Raw genomic sequence first — 17,521 nt, forward strand, 5'->3', positions numbered from 1 at the left:
CGCTATTCCACGGTCACCGATTTGGCCAGGTTGCGGGGCTGGTCCACATCGGTGCCCTTTTCCACCGCCGTGTGATAGGCCAGAAGCTGCACCGCCACCGCATAGACGATGGGGGCAAAGGGCCCGTCCACCCGCGGCATCGCCACGGTCTGCCAGATGCCACCGCCGGCCTTGTTGATCCCGGCCGGGTCGCTGACCATCACGATCCGCCCACCCCGGGCCATCACTTCCTGCATGTTAGAGACTGTTTTGTCGAACATGTCATCGTCCGGGGCCAGCACCACCACCGGCATTTCGTCGTCGATCAGCGCGATGGGTCCGTGCTTCAGCTCACCGCTGGCATAGCCCTCGGCATGGATATAGCTGATCTCCTTGAGCTTGAGCGCCCCTTCCAGCGCCAGCGGATACATCGCGCCGCGGCCCAGAAAGATCGCATCCTTGAACCGGGCCAGCTGCGAGCTGATCGCATGCACCTGGGGTTCGCAGGTCATCGCATCGGCCACCTGCCCGGGCACCCGCATCAGATGGTCCACATGCACCGCCAGCGCCGCCTGGTCCAGCACGCCGCGCTGCCGCGCCGCCTGCAAGGCCAGCGCCGCCAGCACCACCAGCTGGCAGGTGAACGCCTTGGTCGAGGCCACCCCGATCTCGGGCCCGGCCAGGATCGGCAGCGCCACATCGCTTTCGCGCGCGATCGAGCTTTCGGCGACATTGACGATCGACACGATGCTGCCCGCCTTGCCCGCGCAATAGCGCAGCGCCGCCAGCGTATCGGCGGTCTCGCCCGACTGGCTGACGAACAGCGCCAGCGTGCGGTCGGAAATCGGCGGCTCGCGATAGCGGAACTCCGAGGCGATATCGACCTCGACCGGCAGCTTGGCGATCTGCTCGAACCAGTATTTGGCGGTGAAACAGGCCAGCGAGGCGGTGCCGCAGGCCACCATCACCACCCGGTCGATCCCGGCGAAATCCAGCCGGGTCTCCAGCAGGTGCTGCCCCTCGCGCTTGCTGAGATAGTATTTCACCGCCTCGGCCAGCACGGTGGGCTGTTCGGCGATCTCCTTGGCCATGAAATGGCGATATCCGCCCTTGTCGGCGGCGGTCGCATCCACATGCACGGTCTTGCGCTGGCGCGCGACCGGCTGCTGGTCGGCATCCAGGAAGTCGGCCCCCGCGCGGGTCACGATCGCCATGTCGCCTTCTTCGAGATAGGTGATCTGGTCGGTCATCGGCGCCAGCGCCAGCGCATCCGAGCCGACGAACATCTCGCCCTCGCCCCAGCCCACGGCCAGCGGGCTGCCCTTGCGCGCGGCCACGATCAGGTCTTCCTCGCCATCGAACAGGAAGCACAGCGCATAGGCGCCTTCCAGGCGTGCCACCGTCTTCTTGGCGGCCTCGACCGGGGTCTCGCCCTGTGCCAGATACCAGTCGCACAGCATGGCGACGGTCTCGGTATCGGTCTCGGTCTCGGGGGTGATCTGCTGGTCGGCCAGGAATTCGCGCAGGTCGCGGAAATTCTCGATGATCCCGTTATGGACCACCGCCACCTTGCCCCGGGCATGCGGATGCGCGTTCTGGGTGGTCGCCGCGCCATGGGTGGCCCAGCGGGTATGGCCGATCCCCGAGGTGCCGGCCAGCGGCTCGTGCACCAGCAGGTCGCTGAGATTGATCAGCTTGCCCAGAGCCCGGCGCCGGTCCAGCCGCCCGCCATCGACGGTCGCGATCCCCGCGCTGTCATAGCCGCGGTATTCGAGACGCTTGAGCCCCTCGACCAGGATCGGGGCGGCCTGGTGATGCCCCAATACGCCGACAATTCCACACATCGTCCGTTCTCTCCGGTTGCTTATCCGTTTTTCACTCTGGCGCATGGCCACGCGACTGCCCGTGCCTTTCCAGCCGTATCAGAGCCTGAAAAGCCGTTTCCCCCACCGCGTGCACACAGCGTGGGAAAGGGCCTGCGCACCACATGCAGGGCGCCTGCGATCATGTCTGGAACCTTCGGCATATCCGAACGCATACGCGTCCCTCTACCGGTCGCTGGAACGATCAAAGCGCGTCTCATTACAAATATCTGTCAATCAGTTAACCGATTTCGGTCTTATCCATAAAGCCGCAGTTTGCCAAGCGCGGATCCCCGGGGCTGAAACTATGTTACAACGCGGCCCCGCGCCCGCCCCCGCAGTGTGAAAGACCCGGCGGTTTTCCGCCGGGCCCGGACATCTGAGCAGACCGTTACAGCACGCCCGCGCGGCTGAAGACCCCGAAGAAGTTGCCGATCACGTTCGAGATGGTGAGCACATCGTTGATCGGCGCCTCGGTCGCCAGCACCAGGTCGTTGGGGTTGATCTGGAAGTTGCGCGCCGAGAACAGCCCGTCGAACGTGGTCAGGTCGATCGAGAACACCACCCGCGTGTTGCGCGGCCCGCGGGTGCCCGGGCTGACCGCCGAGGCGGGATATTCCCGCAGGATCAGCAGGCCCTTGGGGTCGGCCCGGCTGTCATTGACACCGCCGATGATCGACACCGCGTCCATCGCCGACAGGTCATCGCGGGTAAAGGGGTGCAGATCCTCCTTGCCGGTGGCGCCGAAGGACAGGAAATAACGCTGGTCCTCCTCGACAAAGACCTGATCGCCGCCGCGCAGCAGCGTGTCATAGGACGGCGTGTCCAGCAGCCGCTCGACCGAGGTGCCATAGATCGCATTGCCGCGCACCAGGCGAATCTGCGGGTTCACCAGTTCCGCCGACACCCCGCCGCCATCCGACAGCAGGCTGCGGACCGTATAGTTGCGGTCGGGCATCGGATAGGATCCCGGCCGGGCGACACCGCCGACCAGCTCGACCGAGTTGCCGCGGCCTTCCTTCATGCTCAGCTGTACCTGGGCCGAGGGCACGATCGCCTCCAGATCGCTCTGCAACCGCTCGCGGGCCAGGTCCGGGGTCATGCCGATCACGCTGATATCGCCGACATAGGGCACGAAGACGGTGCCGTTCGAGGCCACCCGCACCTGTTCCAGCGGCACCGCGCGCTGCGTCTCGGTGGTCAGCAGGGAGTTTTCGCTGCTGTCCCAGATCTGCAGGGTCAGCGTGTCGCCGGGCTGGATGATCTGGGTCTTGGCGCCCTGGCTCCGGCTCAGCCAGGACAGGTGCTCCTGCCGCCCCGTCGCCGGCCATTGCGACACGGTGGGCAAAAAGGCGCGATTGACCAGATACAGTGCGAATTCGCCGCTTTCTTCCTGGACCTGGTTGATGATCTCGCTGCTGGCCGGGGCGCCGGCCGGCAGGCGGCCGCACCCGAAGAGAGTCAGCAGCACCCCCAGAAGGATGGCGGTTTTTGCAACATGCTTCATCTGTCAGATCGGCCTATGTGTAAAGTTAATGGTTTTTGCCATTGGAGTGTGCGCACAATACCGGCATCGAAGGATCCGTCAACGCTTACAAGAACACCCATGCAATTTCCCGATATCTTGGTTCTCGGAGCGACCGGACGGATCGGCAGAATCCTGCGTAGCGTCTGGAAACCGGAAATATCCCAGAACCATATCCTGTGGCATACGCGCAAGCCCGTGACCGCAGAGCGGCACAACTGGGTCAGCTTCGATCCGCTGACGGAACCCGACAGGCTGATCGCCGCCGCCCGCGGCCGCAAGGCCATTCTGTGCCTGTCCGGCGTGATCCCCGGCCGCGAAAGCCCGGGCACGACGCTGGACGACAATATCGACCTTGCCCTGGCGGCGGTCCGGGCCGGCGCGCAGACCGGCGCCCGGGTTCTGCTGGCCTCTTCGGCGGCGGTTTACGGCAATCAGGCCGGTCTGCTGTCCGAACGGGCCTCGACCCGGCCCACCAATGCCTATGGCCGCGCCAAGCTCGAGATGGAACGACGCGCCACCGAGCTGGCCCGGGCAAGCGGGGTGTCCTGCTGCTGTCTGCGGATCGGCAATATCGCCGGAATAGACGCTGTTCTGGGCAAGTGGACGCCAAAGATCGCGCTGGACCGGTTCCCCGACGGGCACACCCCGAGACGCAGCTATATCGGCCCGCGCAGCCTGGCCCGGGTCCTGTTCGATCTGATGTTGGTCCCCGACCTGCCCCCGGTGCTGAATATCGCGGCCCCCGGCATGGTGGAAATGGGCAACCTGCTGGACGCCGCCGGGCTGCACTGGACCCCGCGCCTGCCGCAGCCGGGCACGATCGCCCAGGTTCAGCTTGACACCACCTCGCTGAACCGGCTGTCTCCGGTGGCGGCCGAAGAGGCCTCTCCGGCCTGTCTTGTTGCGCAATGGCGCAGTTTAGAGCCGGATATCGGGAATATTCAGGACTCAAGATGACTTTTGGCAAACGTCTTTTCGATCTGTTCTTCGCCTCCCTGCTGGTGCTTCTGCTCTGGCCCTTCATCATCGCGCTGCTGGTCTGGCTGCTGATCCGCCAGGGGCGGCCGGTCTTTTACGTGGCCGAGCGGATGAAGGGGATGGGAGAGCCCTTTGCGCTGTGGAAACTGCGCACCATGACCGAGGTCGACGAGGATTCGGGCGTCTCGGGCGGCGACAAGGTCAACCGCATCACCCCCACCGGGGCCTGGCTGCGTTCCAAGCGCCTGGACGAGCTGCCCCAGCTGTGGAACATCCTGCGCGGCGACCTGAGCTTTGTCGGTCCGCGCCCGCCCCTGCGCCAGTATGTCGAGCAGTTTCCCGAGATCTATTCCGAGGTCCTGAAATCGCGCCCCGGCGTCACCGGCCTGGCCACGCTGGTCTATCACAAGCACGAAACCATGCTGCTGGCGCGCTGCAAGACCCGCGAGGAGACCGATCTGGTCTATGCCCGCAGCTGTGTGCCGCGCAAGGCCCGTCTCGACCTGATCTATCAGCGGCGGCGCAATGTCTGCTACGATTTCGACCTGGTGTTCCAGACGATCGGTTTCCTGTTCCACCGCCGCTGACCGGCGATATCAGACCCTGTCAAGGGCCGGACAGGCAGGCCGCGTCACTGCCGGGCATAGACATCCTCGTACCGGATGATGTCGTCCTCGCCCAGATAGCTGCCGGTCTGAACCTCGATCAGCACCATCGGCACCTTGCCCGGATTTTCCATCCGGTGGATCGCCCCCAGCGGCACATAGACCGACTGGTTCTCGCTCACCAGGGTGACGGTATCGCCCACCGTAACCTTGGCGGTGCCCTGCACCACGATCCAGTGCTCGGCGCGGTGATGGTGGCTTTGCAGGCTCAGGGCGGCACCGGGATGCACCATGATGCGCTTGACCTGGAACCGGTCCTCGATCACCAGGCTTTCGAACCAGCCCCAGGGGCGGTGATCCTTGGGAAAGGTCTCGGCCTGTTTGACCTGCTTGCGCTTCAGCGCCGCCACCGCCAGTTTCACATCCTGCGTCCGCCCGGCGGCGGCGACCAGCACCGCGTCGGGCATGGCGACAACCACGGTATCCTTCAGCCCGATCCCGACCACCTGAAGGGTATCGTCCTCAGACCGCAGCAGCGAATTCTCGCAATCGATCGCCGTGGCCTGCCCCGACAGGGCGACCCCGCGCGCATCCCGGTCCATCTCGTGCCAGACCGCATCCCACCCCCCCAGATCGGACCAGCCCTGCCCAAAGGGCACAACGCTCAGATTGTCGGCCTTCTCCATCACCGCGTAGTCGATCGAGATATCGGCCAGCCCGGCCCAGGGTTCGGGCGCCAGACGGAAGAAGCCCAAATCCGGGCGCCCCGTCTCGACCGCCTGCCGCACCGGCGCGATCATCTCGGGCGCATGGGTCTCGAAAGCGGCGAGGATCGCCCCCGGCGAAAACAGGAACAGGCCCGCATTCCACAGATGCCGCCCCGTCGCCATCATCCGGGCGGCAGCCTCGGCATCCGGTTTCTCGATGAAGCGGCGCAAGGGCACCGGGCCGGTAACGGCCCCATCGGACACCGGGCCGGTAACGGCCCCATCGGACACCGGGCCGGTAACGGCCCCATCGGACACCGGGCCGGTAACGGCCCCATCGGGTGCCGCCTCCAGCTCCAGATAACCATAGCCCGTCTCGGCCCGCGTTGGCTCGACCCCGAAGGTGACCAGCTGGCCCTCCTCGGCCGCCGCGACGCCCGAGGCGATCATCCGGCGGAACAGTTCGGGGTCGGGCACCACGTGATCCGAAGGGGCGACCAGCATCAGCCCCTCGGGATCCTGCGCCTGCAGCCACAGCGCCGCCGCCAGGATGGCCGGGGCGGTGTTGCGGCCCTCGGGTTCGATCAGCACCGCCGCCGGGTCGATACCGGCCTCGAGCAGCTGCTCGGTCACGATGAAGCGGAAATCGGAATTGGTCAGCACCACCGGAGCGGCAAAGCCCTCGCCGCTCATCCGCCGGACCGAGGCCTGGAACAGCGAACTGTCCCCGATCAGGCGCGAGAACTGCTTGGGATAGCTCTTGCGCGACAGCGGCCACAGCCGCATGCCCGAACCGCCGCACAGGATGACAGGCGTAATCGTCCGCGCAAACTTCATAGCGTCCATCATCTGGCCCTCCTGCCCCGTGATTTCCCGGTGTGGAATTTCCGACGTGATCTTGCCGGTGTGCTCTTTCTCCCGTGATATTTGCCCCGTCTCGAAATCACAACATCCCAGATCGCACAAACCGCCGCGACCGACGGCGCCTGTTTCCCCGCAAGGGTTTGACCGCAATCCGGATTTCCCTCTAGAGATCACATATGCGAACCACCCTCGTCACCGGCGCCGCCGGCTTCATCGGCTATCACCTGAGCTTGCGCCTGCTGGCGGCGGGCTGGCGGGTGGTGGGGCTCGACTCTCTCAACCCCTATTACGACCCGGCGCTGAAACGGGCGCGGCTGGCGCAGCTCGAGGCCCGGCCGGAGTTTGTCCCCGTCATCGGCAAGCTGGAAACCCCCGGCCTGCTGGCCGATCTCTTTGCCGCGCACCGCCCCGCCCGCGTCATCCACCTGGCCGCCCAGGCCGGCGTGCGCCATTTGATCGAGGCGCCGCGCGATTATGTCGAGGCCAATCTGCTGGGCACTTACGAGCTGATCGAGGCCGCCCGCGCCCATCCGCCAGAGCACATGCTGCTGGCCTCGACCAGTTCGGTCTATGGCGCCAATACCGCGATGCCCTATGCCGAGACCGACAAGGCCGACAGCCAGATGTCCTTTTACGCCGCCACCAAGAAGGCAAACGAGGCGATGGCGCATTCCTATGCCCATCTCTATGGCCTGCCGGTGACGATGTTCCGCTTCTTCACCGTCTACGGCCCCTGGGGCCAGCCCGACATGGCCTATTTCAAATTCACCCGCGCCATCCTGAGCGGCGAAACGATCGACGTCTATAACAACGGTCGGATGCGGCGCGACTTCACCTATATCGACGATCTGGTCGGCGCCATCCTGGGCCTGGCCGAGGCCGCACCCGACACGGTGCCGGTGGGCAATCACGACAGCCTCAGCCCGGTGGCGCCGTTTCGCGTGGTCAATATCGGCGCCAGCCAGCCTGTCGAGGTGATGGCCTTCATCCGCGCCATCGAAACCGCCTGCGGCCAGCAGGCCCGGATGCGGATGCTGCCGATGCAGCCCGGCGACGTGCCCGCCACCGGGCCGAGACCCGGCTCTTGCGCGACCTGACCGGCGCCGGGATGGACACGCCGCTGGCCACCGGCATGCAGCATTTCGTCGACTGGTATCGCGACTATTACCGGATCTGAGCCGGCACCGCAGAGGGGCGTTGCAACAGGCGTCGGATCCGCCGATTGTAAACAGGCCGGAAGAGCAGCCCGGCGCGACAAGAGAGGTAGGGGTTATGCGGATCGCCATGATCGGAACCGGCTATGTGGGCCTGGTCTCCGGCATCTGTTTTTCCGATTTCGGACATGACGTGATCTGCGTCGACAAGGACGCGAGCAAGATCGGCCGGCTGAATGCCGGCGAGGTGCCGATCTACGAGCCGGGGCTTGATGCGCTGATGGCCAAGAACGTGGCCGCCGGGCGGCTGAGTTTCACCACCGATCTGGCCGCCGCCGTGGATGGGGCCGAGGCGGTGTTCATCGCGGTGGGCACCCCCACCCGGCGCGGCGACGGCCATGCGGATCTGACCTATGTGATGGCCGCCGCCGAAGAGATCGCGCAGGCCCTGACCGGCTATACCGTGGTGGTGACCAAATCCACCGTGCCGGTGGGCACCAACCGGCAGGTCAAGCAGGCGATTGCCAAGACCAATCCGCAGGCGGAATTCGACGTGGCCTCGAACCCGGAATTCCTGCGCGAGGGCGCGGCCATCGAGGATTTCATGAAACCCGACCGGGTGGTGGTGGGCGTCCAGAACGCCCGCGCCGCCGAGGTGATGGCCGAGATTTATCGGCCGCTCTATCTGCGCGACTTTCCGATCCTGACCACCGATCTGGAAAGCGCCGAGATGATCAAATACGCCGCCAACGCTTTCCTCGCGACCAAGATCACCTTCATCAACGAGGTGGCGGGCCTGTGCGAACGGGTCGGCGCCGATGTCAAGGAAGTGGCACGCGGTATCGGGCTGGACGGCCGGATCGGCAACAAGTTCCTGCATGCCGGTCCCGGTTATGGCGGCTCGTGCTTTCCCAAGGATACCGCGGCGCTGGCGCGGATCGGGCAGGACCATGCCTTTCCGATGCGGATCACCGAAACGGTGATCCGGGTCAATGACGAGGTCAAGAGCCGCATGGTCGAGAAGATCCGCGACGCGCTGGACGGCAGTTTCAACGGCAAGACCATCGCGGTGCTGGGGGTGACCTTCAAACCCAATACCGACGACATGCGCGAGGCGCCGTCGCTCACCATCGTGCCGACCCTGATCGGCGGCGGCGCCCGGGTGCGGGTGGTCGACCCGCAGGGCCAGGCCGAGGGCGAGGCCCTGCTGCCCGGCGTCAAATGGATGGACGACCCCTATCAGGCCGCGCGCAAGGCGGATCTGGTGGTGCTGCTGACCGAATGGAACGAATTCCGCGCCCTCGACCTCAAGCAGATGGCGCGCAAGATGGAGACCCCGCGCATGGTAGACCTGCGCAACATCTATTCGGAAAAGGCCGCGCGCAAGGCCGGGTTCGAGTGCTATATCGGGGTCGGGCGCTAGAGCGCTTGGCTACTGAAATGTTTCGCGCGCGAAACATCGCGGGGCAGGGTGGGGGCTCTGCCCCCGCCGTGCAAAACGCGGCTCTCCCAGGATATCTGGAGCAAGAGAAAAGACCCTGTCAAAGGGATTTTAGCCAGTCTTCCAGCATCTCGGCCAGACGATCCGAGACGCCCTCGCCCACCAGTTCGATACGACCCTGATCGGGGGTGAATCGCATTTCGATGCCCTGCGTCACCCGGGTGACGATCCGCTCGCCGGCTGCCGGGTTCTGCGCGGTCGAGCGCAGCCGGGGCCGGGCAGGGGGCTCGGGATCGGCCGGCGGGGGCGGGGGGGCTTGCCGCTCGGCCAGGGCCTGGGCCAGGATCCGCATTTCGGCCGGGGCGCTGTCGCGGGGACTGTCCTTGAGCAGCGCCTTGAGCAAGTCGGCAAAGCCCGGATCGCGCACCATCTCGCGCGCCAGCGCCAGACCCAGCTTCTCGGAGATCGCCGAAGGGAAGTAGAGCACCGCGTCGAATGCCTCGACCAGCAGGATGAAGGTGCCGATCTTGGAACGGCGCGAGCGGGTGGTATTGCCAAACAGCCCCTGCAAGGCGGCGCGCTGATTGGGGTAGACCCCTTCCTTCATCGCGCGCACCGCGATGCGGGCACGCTCGTAATGGCTGAGGTTCACCCGGATCTCGTTTTCCTCGACCATCGCGACATAGGCGTCCTGCGCGGTCTCAGGCGCGATCACCATGGCGCGCACTGTGGCGAATTTAGGGTCTGAAGTCTCTTTGTAGAGCCTGCGCAGCGCGGTCAGTCGCCGCCAGCCCGAGATCAGGCCATGGGTGCGCCCGCCAGCGGGATCGGGCAGGGGGACCACCTCGACCGGCATCTGCTGGCCGCGCGCGCGCAGACTGTCGGTCAGCGCGGACATTTCCTCTTCGTTCTGCTCCAGCCGGTCGCGCACCAGATGGCGTTCGTCGATCACGTCAAGCGGCAGCAGCTCGATCATCCGACCTTCGGCCCGCGCCGTGGCCATGACCTGGCTCATCTCGTCCAGCGCCGCCCGCGCCGAGGCATCGCCCGCCACCTGGGCGATCGGCGCCTGACCGGCGCCCAGCGGCATCGACTTGGTCTCGGGCGCCCGCTGGCCCGGCACGGGACCGTCCAGGAAAACCGGTTGTGCCGGGCTCAGTCGCTTGCGTTTTGCCATCTCTACTCTCCGGGTTTGCCCTTGTTAGGCCCTGTTATTCCGCTGCCGCCTGTGCGGCCAGTTCGTCACGTCGCCAGACCCCCAGCAACAGCCGCTTGAACGCCGCATAGGTGGCATCAAAGGTCTCGCGCCCCCGGGCATAGGTCTCGCGGTTGAAATCGCGGTAATCGGCCTCGTAGATGCCATGCACCCGTTCGCCCGCCTGACCGATCAGGGCGGTGAAATCCTGTCGGTGGGGTGAGAGCGTCTTGCCCAGATAAGCCTGCATCAGAGCCGAAAGCTCGCCCTGCTGCGCTCCGTCGAACCGGGTCACCACCGCGCGCACCGCATCCCATTCGAACGCCATCTCGGGCCGACCCAGCGCGCGGGCGGCCATGTTCTCGCCATCCTCGATACTGGCGAAAGTCGAATGCAGCATGTCGAAGAAGCGCCCGGTGGAATCGAACTCCAGGAACGAGGCGCCCAGCGGTACCAGCAGGATATCCGCCGCTGCCAGACCGTTGATGGTGAGGTATCCCAGCGCGGGCGGCGTGTCGATGAAGACCAGGTCATAGTCGTCCAGTACTCCGTCGGCGGCCAGCCGGTCGGTCAGCGCGTCCCACAGCTTCCAGCCGCGCGCGGCCATGCGCCAGACCGGGATCTGGAACTCGGCCCAATAGAGGTTCAGCTGCGCGCCGATCAGGTCGATATTGGGCCAATGGGTGGACTGGATCACATCCCCCGCGGTCATCTTCATGGCCGCACTCAGCGCCTCGTCCAGCGGCTGGGGCGCATCGCCCCGATCCAGCCGACGCTGGTTCTCGACCCGCAGATATTCGCCGTAGTGACGCGCCAGCAGCGGGAAGGCGGTCTGCCATTCATCCTCGACCCGGCCGCCAAAGATCGAGGTCATCGAGCCCTGGCTGTCGAGGTCGATCACCAGCACCCGGTAGCCATCGAGCGCGGCCGACATGGCCAGATGCGCCGCCGTGCTGGTCTTGCCCACGCCGCCCTTGAAATTGGCCACAGCGACCAGTTTCGCAGGCTGCCCGGCGGGGCGGTAGGGCAGATAGTTCTTGGCCTTCGATCCCTGCGCCCCGAAATGCGCGCGCAGGCGCAGCACCTCGTCCAGCGTGAACCACTTGGCGCCGCCCTCGGTTTCCGAACGGCCTTGGGGCAGGTCGGGGTTCTGTTTCAGCACGCGGCGGAAATGGGCCTGGGCGACGGGGATCAGATAACGGGTGATCTCCCAAGTGGAAAACAGGCGCAGCGTCTTGCGCCCTTCCTCGTTCATGCCCCGGCTGGCCAGATCGGCGCGCCCGCGAGTGCAGGCCTCGGCAATGGCGGCAAAGCCATGGGTGCCTGTGGGTAAGTCCAGCTCGGCCAGCGCCGCGTCCGGGTCGATGTTGAAATAGGGGGGCAGGGGGGTGCCGTCCTTGGACATGGGAAATCTGCTCGATGTGCTGCGTTTTCCTTATGATACCGAAAAAGGTGTCACATGGAAGAAAAAGGCGCATGTCATGCGGATTTTCTAAGCAAAATAAGGGGGTGGTGCGGCGGTTTTACCGCATTTCCACCGGGTTGGCGATTTTTTTGTAATGTTAGATCTGTGTTATCTATGTGTTACCGGGCAGAGGATTTGTCATTTTTCCCTTTATAATCAATTGGTAAACCAGAAATTCACAAGGACAGGCGACTCTGAACCCCCGAAAGACTGACTCCGAACCCCCGATCAGGCGACTCCGAACCCCCGTTGTGCGGGCTTGTGGATAACTCTAGGTTGGTGTCACTAAAACCACGAAAGAAAACGAGTCGGATACCGACCGCAAAACAGGCACCAAAGGCAGGGCCATGAGCAGGGCAGTGACAGCAATGGGCGCAGGGCTTTTGCCCGATCGCCACCAGCAGGGCGATTTTTTCGTCTGCGACATCTTCGATGCGATCCCCAAGGACGATATCGCCAGCATGGAACATCCGCTGTTCTCGCTGGCAACCCGGCCCGACCGGCGCATCCTGCAATACGACCACAACGGTACCGAGATCACCGTCATCCCCAGCATGCGGGGCCTGGCCACCATCCATGACAAGGATATCCTGATCTTCTGCATCAGCCAGTTGATGGCGGCGCTGAACGCGGGCCGCCGGGTCAGCCGCACGGTGCAGCTCAAGGCGCATGACCTGCTGATCGCCACCAATCGCGAGACCTCAGGCGACGCCTATCGCCGCCTGCGCGAGGCCTTCGAGCGGCTGGCGGGCACCCGCATCACCACCAATATCGTCACCGGCGAGATCGAGACCACCACCGGGTTCGGCCTGATCGAGCGCTGGGAGATCGTGCGGAAAACCCGCGGCGGGCGCATGGTCAGCGTGGCGGTGACGCTCAGCGACTGGCTCTATCGTGCGGTGCTGTCGAAATCGGTGCTGACGCTCAGCCGCGATTACTTTCGCCTGCGCAAACCGCTCGAGCGGCGCATCTATGAGCTGGCGCGCAAACATTGCGGGCGCCAGCCGGCCTGGACCGTCTCGGTCGACACGCTGCTCAAGAAATCCGGCTCGGCCTCGCCCCGCCGGGTGTTTCGCAAGATGCTGCGCGACATGATCGAGGCCGGTCACCTGCCCGATTACGAGATGACCGAGGAACCCGGCGACCTGATCCGCTTTGCCCCGCGCGGCGGGCTGGTCGAGGGCGAGGCCCGCCCGCCGGTGCTGCGCGCCGAGACGCTGGAAGAGGCCCGCCGCCTGATGCCGGGGGCGGATGTCTATGCGCTCGAGGCCGATTGGCGCGGGGTCTGGGCCCGCACCGGCGCACCGCGCCTGCGCAAGCCCGACGCCGCCTTTATGGGTTGGGTCCGGAAACGGGCAGAAGGATGACAGCCGCGGCCCGGTTTTGCTAAGGATCGGAAAACAGTTCCAAAGAGGCGACGTGTACATGCAGGTGGAAAAGACTCCCTTGTCCGGGGTGCTGATACTGACCCCGGCCCGGTTTGGCGACGAACGCGGATTTTTCAGCGAGACCTGGAACCGGGCGCGGCTGGCCGAACACGGGATCGAGATGGATTTCGTGCAGGACAACCATTCGCTGTCCACCCGGGTGGGCTCGGTCCGGGGCCTGCATTTCCAGGCGCCGCCCCATGCCCAGGACAAGCTGGTGCGCTGCGGGCGGGGGGCGCTATTCGATGTGGCGGTCGATATCCGCAAGGGCAGCCCCACCTACGGGCACTGGTTCGGGGTCGAGCTGAGCGCCGAGAACGGCCGCCAGCTGCTGGTGCCCAAAGGCTTTCTGCACGGGTTTGTCACCCGTGCCCCCGATACCGAGATCTGTTACAAATGCACCGATTACTACGCCCCCGAATGTGACGGCGCGGTGCGCTGGGACAGCTGCGGCATCGACTGGGGGATCGATGGCGACCCGGTGCTGAGCGCCAAGGATGCCACGGCCCCCGCCCTGGCCGAGTTCGACAGCCCCTTTGTCTGGGAGGGCGCGGCATGAAACTGCTTGTCACCGGGGGCGCGGGGTTCATCGGCTCGGCAGTGGTGCGCCGGGCCATCGCCGATGGCCATGCGGTGGTCAATCTCGACGCGCTGACCTATGCCGCCTGTCTGGACAATGTGGCCAGCGTTGCGGATCACCCCGATTACACCTTTGTAGAGGCTGATATCCGTGACCGCGCCGCGCTGGATGCGGTGTTTGCCGAACACGGGCCGGACGCGGTGATGCACCTGGCTGCCGAAAGCCATGTGGACCGTTCGATCGACGGGCCGGGTGATTTCATCGAGACCAATATCACCGGCACCTTCAACATGCTCGAGGCGGCGCGGAAATACTGGGTGGGGCAGGGACGGCCCACGGCGTTCAGGTTCCACCATATCTCGACCGACGAGGTCTATGGCAGCCTGCCCGCCGATCCGGCGGTCAGGTTCACCGAAGAGACAGCTTACGATCCGCGCTCGCCCTATTCGGCCTCCAAGGCCAGTTCCGACCACCTGGTGCGGGCCTGGCACGAGACCTATGGCCTGCCGGTGGTGCTGACCAATTGTTCCAACAATTACGGCCCCTATCATTTCCCCGAGAAGCTCATTCCGGTGATCATCCTGAACGCGCTGGCGGGCAAGCCGCTGCCGATCTATGGCGACGGGTCCAATATCCGCGACTGGCTTTATGTCGAGGATCACGCCGAGGCGCTCTTGTTGGTGGTGACACGAGGGGCCGTGGGGCGGACCTATAATATCGGCGGCGAGAACGAGCGGACCAATCTGGAACTGGTCAGGACGCTCTGCGCCATCCTGGATGACCTGCGCCCGCGCGCTGACGGCAAGGCTTATGCCGATCTGATCACCTTTGTCACCGACCGTCCGGGACATGATGCGCGCTATGCGATCGACCCGACCCGCATCCGCGAGGAGCTGGGCTGGCGGCCCAGCGTCACCGTCGAGGAGGGGCTGGAGAAAACCGTCGCCTGGTATCTGGGCAACGAGGCCTGGTGGCGCGCCCTGCAGAGCCGCGACGGTGTCGGCCAGCGGCTGGGGGTGCGGGCATGAGAGATTTTTCGTCGAAAAATCTCGCCTCCGGCGGGAGTATTTGGGGCGGAATGAAGACAGGGGAGGGGGCATGACCGTTCTGGTATTCGGGCAGACCGGGCAATTGGGGCGCGAACTGGCGCGGTTGCCCGGCACCATCTGCCTGGGTCGCGACCTGGCGGATTTCACCGATCCTTTCGATCCGGTGACGCGGATAGAGGATACCGGAGCAGAAGCCGTGATCATCGCGGCGGCCTATACCGCCGTCGACCGGGCCGAGAGCGAGGAGGAACTGGCCACCATCGTCAATGCGCATACGCCCGGCACCATCGCGCGGGCCTGTGCCGCGCGTGGGCTGCCGCTGGTCTACGTGTCCACCGATTATGTCTTTGACGGCAGCGGTGAGGCACCCTGGCATCCGGATGATGCGACCGGGCCGGTGAACGCCTATGGCCGCTCCAAGCTTGCGGGCGAGCAGGCGGTGCGCGCGGCGGGCGGGGTTCATGCCATCCTGCGCACCTCCTGGGTGGTGTCGGCACATGGGGCGAATTTCGTGAAGACCATGCTGCGGCTGGGGCGGGAGCGGGACCGGCTCACCATCGTGGCCGATCAACTGGGCGGGCCGACACCGGCCGGCGCCATCGCGGCAGCCTGCCTGGAGATCGCCGGCCAGTTGGTGGACGATCCTGGCAAGTCGGGCACCTATCATTTCGCGGGCACCCCGGATGTGAGCTGGGCCAGTTTCGCGCGCGAAACATTCGCGCAGGCCGGGATCGCCTGCGAGGTCACCGATATTCCCAGCTCCGATTATCCCACGCCCGCGCGCCGGCCGCTCAATTCCCGCCTCGATTGCGCCTCACTGGAGGCGGTTTTCGGTATTAGACGTCCCGACTGGCGGGCCGGGCTGGCCGGGATATTGAGAGATCTGGGAGAACGGGCATGAGCGGACGCAAGGGGATCATTCTGGCAGGCGGCAGCGGCACCCGGCTTTATCCGATCACCATGGCGGTGTCGAAACAGCTCTTGCCGCTCTATGACAAGCCGATGATCTATTATCCGCTCAGCGTGCTGATGCTGGCGGGGATCCGAGAGATCTGCGTCATCACCACGCCGCAGGACCAGGACCAGTTCATCCGCACCCTGGGCGATGGCAGCCAGTGGGGAATTTCGCTCAGCTATGTGGTCCAGCCCAGCCCCGACGGGCTGGCGCAGGCCTATCTCCTGGCCGAGGATTTCCTGGACGGCGCCCCCAGCGCGCTGGTGCTGGGCGACAATGTCTTCTTTGGTCACGGGTTGCCGAAACTGCTGGCGGCGGCGGATGCGCATGCGACCGGCGGCACCGTCTTCGGCTATCACGTGGCCGATCCCGAACGCTATGGCGTGGTCGCCTTCGAGGCGGGCATCGCCCGCCGCATCGTCGAGAAACCCAAGGAGCCGCCGTCGAACTATGCGGTGACCGGGCTCTATTTCCTCGATGGCACCGCCCCCGAAAGGGCGCGCGCGGTGACCCCCTCGCCCCGGGGCGAGCTGGAGATCACCGATCTGTTGCAGATGTATCTGGAACAGGGCGCGCTCAGGGTCGAGACCATGGGCCGCGGCTATGCCTGGCTGGATACCGGCACCCATGCCAGCCTGCTGGATGCGGGCAATTTCGTGCGCACGCTGGAAGAGCGGCAGGGGCTGCAGACCGGCTGCCCCGAGGAAATCGCCTATGAGGCGGGCTGGATCGACGCCGATCAGGTGCGGGCGCGGGCGGCGCTGTTCGCCAAGAACGCCTATGGCGCCTATCTGGAGAGGCTGATCCGGTGAAGATCCTCTTTGTCCATCAGAACATGCCGGGCCAGTACCGGGAGCTGGTGCAATGGCTGGCCGCCCAGGGCGGGCACGAGCTGGTGTTCCTGACCCAGCGCAGCCCGGCGCCGCGTATCCCCGGTGTCCGGACGGTGGTCTACAAGCCGCATCACAAGCCCGCCAAGGGCGCCTATGGCCTGTCCAAGACCTGGGAAGAGGCCGCCGGTGCCGGCTTCGGCGCCGCCATGGCGGCCCGGGACCTGGAACGCGAGGCCGGGTTCCGCCCCGATATCGTGCTGGGCCATACCGGCTGGGGCGAGCTGCTGTTCTTCAAGCAGATCTGGCCCGACGTGCCGCTGCTGGGCTTCTTCGAATATTTCTACATCAGCGAGGGCGGGTTGGTCGGGTTCGACCCCGATGACAAGCCCTCGGAACATTCGCCTTTCCTGCTCGAGGCGCGCAACGCGGTGCCCTATGCCAATATTCAGCATGTCGATCTGGGGCATGTGCCGACCCGCTGGCAACGGGATGTCTTTCCCGCCAGTTTCCACGACAAGTTCTATACCTGTCACGACGGCATCCGCACCGACCTGCTGCACCCCGATCCGCAGGTGCAGCTGGGCCTGGGGCGGCTGGACCGGCCGCTGACCCGCAATGACGAGGTCTTTACCTATCTGGCGCGCAACCTGGAACATGCGCGCGGCTTCCATATCTTCATGCGCGCGCTGCCAAGGATCCTGTGCGCGCGACCCCAGGCCCGGGTGCTGATCCTGGGCGGCAACGAGGTCTCCTATGGGCGCAAGAGCCCTCACGAGGGCGGTTTGCGCGCCGAGATGGAGGCCGAGGTGGGCGGGGACCTGGATTGGGAGCGGGTGCATTTCCTGGGCCGCGTTCCCTATGACAAGTTCCGCCAGATCGTACAGCTCAGCCGCTGTCAC

General features: G+C 65.3%; 14 protein-coding genes and 1 pseudogene. 10 read left to right on the top strand and 5 right to left on the bottom strand.

What is annotated here, in order from left to right; all coding sequences use genetic code 11:
• Positions 1 to 2 precede the first annotated feature (2 nt).
• Together glmS and AC2FNA_RS20825 are read right to left on the bottom strand one after the other, a co-directional pair.
• Positions 3 to 1,823 (bottom strand): glutamine--fructose-6-phosphate transaminase (isomerizing), encoded by a 1,821-nt coding sequence (gene glmS, locus AC2FNA_RS20820; protein ID WP_496829862.1) that lies wholly within the window; start codon positions 1,821 to 1,823, stop codon positions 3 to 5.
• A gap of 409 nt (positions 1,824 to 2,232) precedes the next feature.
• Positions 2,233 to 3,348 (bottom strand): polysaccharide biosynthesis/export family protein, encoded by a 1,116-nt coding sequence (locus tag AC2FNA_RS20825; RefSeq protein WP_496829864.1) that lies wholly within the window; start codon positions 3,346 to 3,348, stop codon positions 2,233 to 2,235.
• 99 nt (positions 3,349 to 3,447) lie between these two features.
• Here AC2FNA_RS20825 and AC2FNA_RS20830 point away from each other — a divergent pair, with 99 nt between their 5' ends.
• Both AC2FNA_RS20830 and AC2FNA_RS20835 read left to right on the top strand, forming a co-directional pair.
• On the top strand, positions 3,448 to 4,326 hold the full coding sequence (locus tag AC2FNA_RS20830; protein ID WP_496829866.1) for an NAD-dependent epimerase/dehydratase family protein: 879 nt from the start codon (positions 3,448 to 3,450) through the stop codon (positions 4,324 to 4,326).
• Positions 4,323 to 4,934 carry a sugar transferase gene (locus tag AC2FNA_RS20835; protein WP_234145700.1) on the top strand — a complete coding sequence of 204 codons (612 nt, stop codon included), beginning with the start codon at positions 4,323 to 4,325 and terminating at the stop codon, positions 4,932 to 4,934. Before AC2FNA_RS20830 ends, AC2FNA_RS20835 begins: the two co-directional genes overlap by 4 nt.
• Before the next feature lie 44 nt (positions 4,935 to 4,978).
• Here the strand turns inward: AC2FNA_RS20835 and AC2FNA_RS20840 are convergent, their stop codons facing one another.
• Positions 4,979 to 6,508: a mannose-1-phosphate guanylyltransferase/mannose-6-phosphate isomerase gene (locus AC2FNA_RS20840; RefSeq protein ID WP_496829868.1), complete on the bottom strand. Its 1,530-nt coding sequence runs from the start codon at positions 6,506 to 6,508 to the stop codon at positions 4,979 to 4,981.
• A 191-nt stretch (positions 6,509 to 6,699) separates the two neighbouring features.
• Between AC2FNA_RS20840 and AC2FNA_RS20845 the strand changes: the two are divergent.
• Both AC2FNA_RS20845 and AC2FNA_RS20850 read left to right on the top strand, forming a co-directional pair.
• Positions 6,700 to 7,700: pseudogene (locus tag AC2FNA_RS20845) on the top strand (NAD-dependent epimerase/dehydratase family protein).
• A gap of 95 nt (positions 7,701 to 7,795) precedes the next feature.
• Positions 7,796 to 9,100 (top strand): UDP-glucose dehydrogenase family protein, encoded by a 1,305-nt coding sequence (locus tag AC2FNA_RS20850; RefSeq protein ID WP_234222012.1) that lies wholly within the window; start codon positions 7,796 to 7,798, stop codon positions 9,098 to 9,100.
• A 118-nt stretch (positions 9,101 to 9,218) separates the two neighbouring features.
• Here AC2FNA_RS20850 and AC2FNA_RS20855 read toward each other — a convergent pair whose 3' ends face one another.
• The gene (locus AC2FNA_RS20855) at positions 9,219 to 10,295 is read right to left on the bottom strand and encodes a ParB/RepB/Spo0J family partition protein (protein ID WP_496829871.1); all 1,077 of its coding nucleotides are present in this window, start codon (positions 10,293 to 10,295) and stop codon (positions 9,219 to 9,221) included.
• 34 nt (positions 10,296 to 10,329) lie between these two features.
• Positions 10,330 to 11,718 (bottom strand): AAA family ATPase, encoded by a 1,389-nt coding sequence (locus tag AC2FNA_RS20860; protein WP_496829873.1) that lies wholly within the window; start codon positions 11,716 to 11,718, stop codon positions 10,330 to 10,332.
• Between the two features lie 407 nt (positions 11,719 to 12,125).
• On the opposite strand from AC2FNA_RS20860, the gene AC2FNA_RS20865 reads away from it, so the two are divergent.
• The 6 genes from AC2FNA_RS20865 to AC2FNA_RS20890 form a co-directional block, all read left to right on the top strand.
• A complete protein-coding gene (locus tag AC2FNA_RS20865; protein ID WP_496829875.1) occupies positions 12,126 to 13,145 on the top strand; it encodes a replication initiator protein A in 1,020 nt (339 codons plus the stop codon).
• Between the two features lie 58 nt (positions 13,146 to 13,203).
• Positions 13,204 to 13,764 (top strand): dTDP-4-dehydrorhamnose 3,5-epimerase, encoded by a 561-nt coding sequence (rfbC, locus tag AC2FNA_RS20870; RefSeq protein ID WP_496829877.1) that lies wholly within the window; start codon positions 13,204 to 13,206, stop codon positions 13,762 to 13,764.
• On the top strand, positions 13,761 to 14,813 hold the full coding sequence (gene rfbB / locus AC2FNA_RS20875) for a dTDP-glucose 4,6-dehydratase (protein WP_496829879.1): 1,053 nt from the start codon (positions 13,761 to 13,763) through the stop codon (positions 14,811 to 14,813). Before rfbC ends, rfbB begins: the two co-directional genes overlap by 4 nt.
• Before the next feature lie 70 nt (positions 14,814 to 14,883).
• On the top strand, positions 14,884 to 15,735 hold the full coding sequence (gene rfbD / locus AC2FNA_RS20880) for a dTDP-4-dehydrorhamnose reductase (protein WP_496829881.1): 852 nt from the start codon (positions 14,884 to 14,886) through the stop codon (positions 15,733 to 15,735).
• Positions 15,732 to 16,601, top strand: coding sequence for a glucose-1-phosphate thymidylyltransferase RfbA (gene rfbA, locus AC2FNA_RS20885; RefSeq protein WP_496829883.1), 870 nt, complete (start codon positions 15,732 to 15,734; stop codon positions 16,599 to 16,601). The genes rfbD and rfbA overlap by 4 nt, the downstream gene beginning before the upstream one ends.
• Positions 16,598 to 17,521 (top strand): glycosyltransferase family protein (locus AC2FNA_RS20890; RefSeq protein ID WP_496829885.1); only part of this gene is annotated, 924 nt, incomplete at its 3' end. The genes rfbA and AC2FNA_RS20890, both read left to right, overlap by 4 nt.

The organism is Ruegeria sp. YKSD163, from assembly GCF_059612905.1.